Origin of the sequence: Sphaerospermopsis kisseleviana CS-549, from assembly GCF_028329225.1 — a bacterium.
Lineage (GTDB): Bacteria > Cyanobacteriota > Cyanobacteriia > Cyanobacteriales > Nostocaceae > Sphaerospermopsis > Sphaerospermopsis kisseleviana.
Window position 1 is genome coordinate 1 of sequence record NZ_JAQMTI010000126.1, and the last position, 4871, is coordinate 4871.

Sequence of the window (4871 nt, forward strand, 5' to 3'; positions counted from 1 at the left end):
GGCGAAGCATTCGAGCGAAGAATTATTAATTTTGATCACAGGTGATTTTCCTGTAAGGGCGAAGCATTCGAGCGAAGAATTATTAATTTTGATCACAGGTTGTTTTCCTGTAAGGGCGAAGCATTCGAGCGAAGAATGATTAATTTTGATCACAGGTTGTTTTCCGAATGCCTGTCTGCCGACAGGCAGGCTTCGCCCCTACGACTCTTGAACTCCTGTGACTGCAATTGAAAAAATTTGACTATAGGTATTGACGCGATCTGTCTCCTGGGATATATTAGCTGGTGTGTGAGGAGCGAACCAGCAAGGACACCGAGACGAAACACGGCCAGTCGTCGGTGTCCTTTCTGATGTTTGGGTAGGATTCAGGATTCAGGAGTCAGGAGTCAGGAGTCAGAAAGTAGGGGAGGAAAGATTTTTCCTAGTCACCAGTCACCAGTCCCCAGTTACCTGTTAAAGTAAGAATTTTTCTATGGCGATCGCTACTCCATCATGTTCTACACTGGCTGTCACCCACGTTGCTATCGCTTGTACTGGTTCTGGTGCGCTTCCCATTGCTACACCTATTCCCGCATATTCCAACATTTCTACATCATTAAAGTTATCCCCAATAGTCATTATTTGACTGCTTTCTATTCCTAACATTTCTTCTGCAAGGTAACGGACAGCAGTACCTTTGTTAACAAAAGGATTTGCTACTTCTAGGAAAGTTGCGACAGAAGTTGTCATGTATAATTCTGCGGGTGTGTATTGTAAACGTAAATCACCCATCATTTTTCTAATCAAATCTACTTTATTACATAAGGCTAAAACCTTAGTCGGGATGTTATCAGTTAATACTTGCCGCAAATCACCCACAAGAAGAGGAGTAACACCACAGCGTTGAGAATAGTCTGCTGTATCTGTAGTTATTTCTCGCACGTAGAGTTGATCATTAATATAGAAATGGACTGAAAGGAGCGATCGCCATTGTGGTTGTTCAAAGTAATCTAATAATTGATAAGCAATTTCCTTGGTTACAGTTAAATGACGGTGCAGTTTACCACTATTGGGATCTTGAATCCAAGCACCCTGATAAGCTACCAATGGTAAATTAGACTGAATATCTTGATGAAAGCGCAAAGCTGAACAATACATTCTACCCGTAGCTATAGCTACTTGAATACCTTTAGCTTGGACTGCTTTAATAGCTTGCTGTACAGTGTCACTGACTTGGTTGTCATGGCCAGCGATCGTACCATCTATATCTAGTACCAGTAGCTTAATATCTTTTTTATTTTCAGCCTGATTGTTGATAGATGTCATAAGATGAGCAGATACATTATTTAATAATCGTCCCAGTAAGAGAGTAACAGGCGATCAGCAATAGTTAAAATAGGCTATGTTCCCAAACTCGACTAATTCAGTGATTTCAGATTCTGCAACTACAACCAATCCTACTATTATCCTTGTAGATGGACATTCTTTAGCTTTTCGTTCCTACTTCGCTTTTGCTAAAGGTAGAGATGGTGGGCTGCGTACAAAAACAGGTATTCCTACCAGCGTATGTTTTGGTTTTATTAAATGTTTATTAGAAGTATTAAAAAGCGAAAATCCACAAGCAATAGCAGTAGCGTTTGATTTAGCAGCGCCTACATTTCGTCATGAAGCAGATGATAATTATAAAGCGGGAAGAGCAGAAACACCGGAAGATTTTATTCCCGATGTAGAAAACCTGAATGATTTATTAACAGCTTTAAATATACCGATTATTACACAACCAGGTTATGAAGCAGATGATGTATTAGGAACTTTAGCCGAAAAAGCTGCTGCTGCTGGTTATCGAGTGAAGATTTTATCAGGAGATAGGGATTTATTTCAACTAATTGATGAAAAAAAAGGGATTACAGTTTTAAATTTTAGTCCTGAAGCTTTAAAACGTTCTACCAATAGTATCACGGAATTTCAAGCAGCACAAGTTCAAGAAAAGTTAGGTGTTTTCCCTACACAAATTGTAGATTTTAAAGCCCTTTGCGGGGATAAATCTGATAATATTCCTGGAGTTAAAGGAATTGGGGAAAAAACAGCAGTAAAATTATTAAATACTTATCATTCTTTAGATGAAATTTACGCTAAAATAGATGAAATAACAGGTGCAAATCATCAAAAATTAATTGCAGGTAAAGAAGATGCACTGCATTCTCAATATTTAGCCAAAATAGTTGTAGATGTACCTTTAGAAGTTAATTTAGAAGATTGTCATTTAAAGGGTTTTGATACTGCTAATTTAATTCCCATTTTAGAGAAATTAGAATTTAAGAAATTCTTAGAACAAATCAACGAACTCCAAGCAAAATTCGGGGGAGAAGTTACAGAAAACAAAACCGAAACTATCAAAAATAACCAGATTAATATTGCATCTGAAGAAGATAATGAAGTATGGTTTTTTAGTGCGGAAGATACAGCGAATGCTGAAAAATATCATCATGAAAAAATGCCAATTCGGATTATTGATACAACAGAAAAATTAGAGGATTTAGTGAGCATTTTAGAAAAATGTACTAACCCAGAAAAACCCGTTGCGTGGGATACAGAAACTACAGATTTAGAACCAAGAGATGCAGCTTTAGTAGGAATTGGTTGTTGTTGGGGAACAGGAGAAAATGAAGTTGCTTATATTCCCGTTGGTCATAAAATAGGCAATAGTGGCAATAATTTACAGTTAGATGTAGTATTATCAAAACTACGTCCAATTTTAGAAAATGCAGATTATCCGAAAACATTTCAAAATGCCAAATTTGATAGATTAATTTTCAAATGTCAGGGAATTAATTTAACAGGGGTGGTATTTGATACTATGTTAGCAAGTTATTTGCTAAATCCCGATAATACCCATAATTTAAGTGATTTATCTTTAAGATATTTGGGATTACAACTCACAGAATATAATGATATTGTACCCAAAGCAGGGAAAAAAGAAATACAAAAAACTATTGCTGATATTGGCATAAATACAGTAGCATATTATTGTGGAACTCAAGTTTATGCCACATTTCAATTAGTTGATAAATTGCGAAATGAATTAAATCAAATACCAGCATTAGAGAAATTATTGCTAGAGGTAGAACAACCCCTAGAAACAGTTTTAGCAGAAATGGAATATACAGGGGTGAGAATTAATTCCGGTTATTTACAAGAATTGTCTCAGTTGTTAGAATCAGATTTAGCAGTTTTAGAAACAAAAGCAACAGAAATTGCGGGAGAAACATTTAATTTAGGTTCTCCTAAACAATTGAGTTATATTTTGTTTGATAAACTTGCTTTAAGTACCAAATATTCCCGCAAAATTCAAACTGGTTATTCTACCGATGCTGCAACTTTAGAAAAACTCCAAGAAGTTGATACCACAGGTTTGGTTGATGCGATTATTGAATATCGAACTTTATCAAAATTAAAATCTACCTATGTAGATGCTTTACCAGCATTAGTACATCCCAAAAGTCAACGGTTACATACTGATTTTAATCAAACTGTAACTGCAACAGGTAGGTTATCTTCTTCTAATCCTAATTTACAAAATATTCCCATTCGTACTGCTTTCAGTAGACAAATTAGAAAAGCGTTTTTACCCCAATCTGGTTGGTTAATGGTTGCTGCTGACTATTCACAAATTGAGTTAAGAATTTTAGCACATTTGAGTCAAGAACCTGTATTAATTCAAGCTTATCAAAATAACGAGGATATTCATACAGTAACAGCAAAATTAGTCTTTGAAAAAGATGAAGTGACATCTGAAGAAAGACGTTTTGCGAAAACCATTAATTTTGGTGTAATTTACGGAATGGGTTCTTTAAAATTTTCCCGTTCTACAGGTGTGGATAAGAATACTGCAAATGAATTTATTAAGCGATTTAATGAACGATATCCCCAAGTATTTAAATATTTGGAGAGTGTGAAAAAACAAGCTATTTCTCAAGGTTATGTAGAAACAATTTTGGGAAGAAGACGTTATTTTGATTTTACTACTAAAACCTTGAAAGAGTTAAGAGGTAGAAATTTAGAAGATATTGATTTGAGTAAGTTGAAAAATTTGGGTGCTTATGATGCGGGGTTATTGCGTTCTGCTGCAAATGCACCAATTCAAGGTTCGAGTGCGGATATTATTAAAATTGCGATGGTTAGAATACATGAAGTTTTAAGAAGATATCAAGCGCGGTTATTATTGCAAGTTCATGATGAATTAGTATTTGAAATTCCTCCGCAAGAGTGGGAAGAATTGCAATTACAAATAAAGTCAGTGATGGAAAATGCTGTGAGTTTAAGTGTTCCTTTGGTTGTTGATGTGCGTGCGGGTGATAATTGGATGGAGACGAAGTAGTGTTGCAGCCGTAAAACAAATATCTGAACATTATTGCTATATAGTATTCCTACTTTAAAAACTCCATCACTTCTTGTAGAACATCAGCTATATGTGGCTTTTCGCAAGCAATTTTACGCGACACCTTGGAGTTTGCTGGTTATTTCTTGGTGTAAAGCTAGATAATGCTGATAATTTCCTGCCCATTCGACAAACACTTCATCATCAGAAGTTTCTCCCTGGCTATATTTGGCAAAAAAATCTTCTGAACTCATTTGGTACTTGATTTCATAAACATTTAACTGTTTGGTAAGGGCAATCAACGCATCTAGTGGAGATGTATATTCGATAACTTGTTTACGCATTTATTTATCTGTTTAATTGAGTTAACTTAATTAGGGTTTGCTGAAAAAGTCTCTTCGTTAAGGCAGGGAATAGGCAAGAGTTTGGGTGATCTGTTAGTAACCAATTCTTTGAAATTTCACCCGGAAAATGCACGCTTTTAGGAGTATACCCCTGAAAAATCCTGCACTGA

General features: G+C 35.7%; 3 protein-coding genes. 1 reads left to right on the plus strand and 2 read right to left on the minus strand.

The annotated features are described in order from the left end of the window. Nucleotides 1-453 precede the first annotated feature (453 nt). Nucleotides 454-1305 (minus strand): Cof-type HAD-IIB family hydrolase, encoded by an 852-nt coding sequence (locus PN497_RS10760; protein ID WP_096570611.1) that lies wholly within the window; start codon nt 1303-1305, stop codon nt 454-456. 76 nt (nt 1306-1381) lie between these two features. Between PN497_RS10760 and polA the strand changes: the two genes are divergently transcribed. Beyond that, nucleotides 1382-4357 (plus strand): DNA polymerase I, encoded by a 2976-nt coding sequence (gene polA / locus PN497_RS10765; protein WP_272110107.1) that lies wholly within the window; start codon nt 1382-1384, stop codon nt 4355-4357. Between the two features lie 113 nt (nt 4358-4470). Here the strand turns inward: polA and tumA are convergent, their stop codons facing one another. Beyond that, entirely contained in the window at nt 4471-4701 is a 231-nt protein-coding gene (tumA, locus tag PN497_RS10770) for an antitoxin TumA (protein ID WP_096570615.1), read from the minus strand. Nucleotides 4702-4871: the final 170 nt, after the last annotated feature.

Bases quoted from the DNA above. Each gene is read 5' to 3' on its own strand.
- polA (WP_272110107.1), top strand. From the start codon at position 1,382: ATGTTCCCAAACTCGACTAATTCAGTGATTTCAGATTCTGCAACTACA.
- tumA (WP_096570615.1), bottom strand. From the start codon at position 4,701: ATGCGTAAACAAGTTATCGAATATACATCTCCACTAGATGCGTTGATT.
- PN497_RS10760 (WP_096570611.1), bottom strand. From the start codon at position 1,305: ATGACATCTATCAACAATCAGGCTGAAAATAAAAAAGATATTAAGCTA.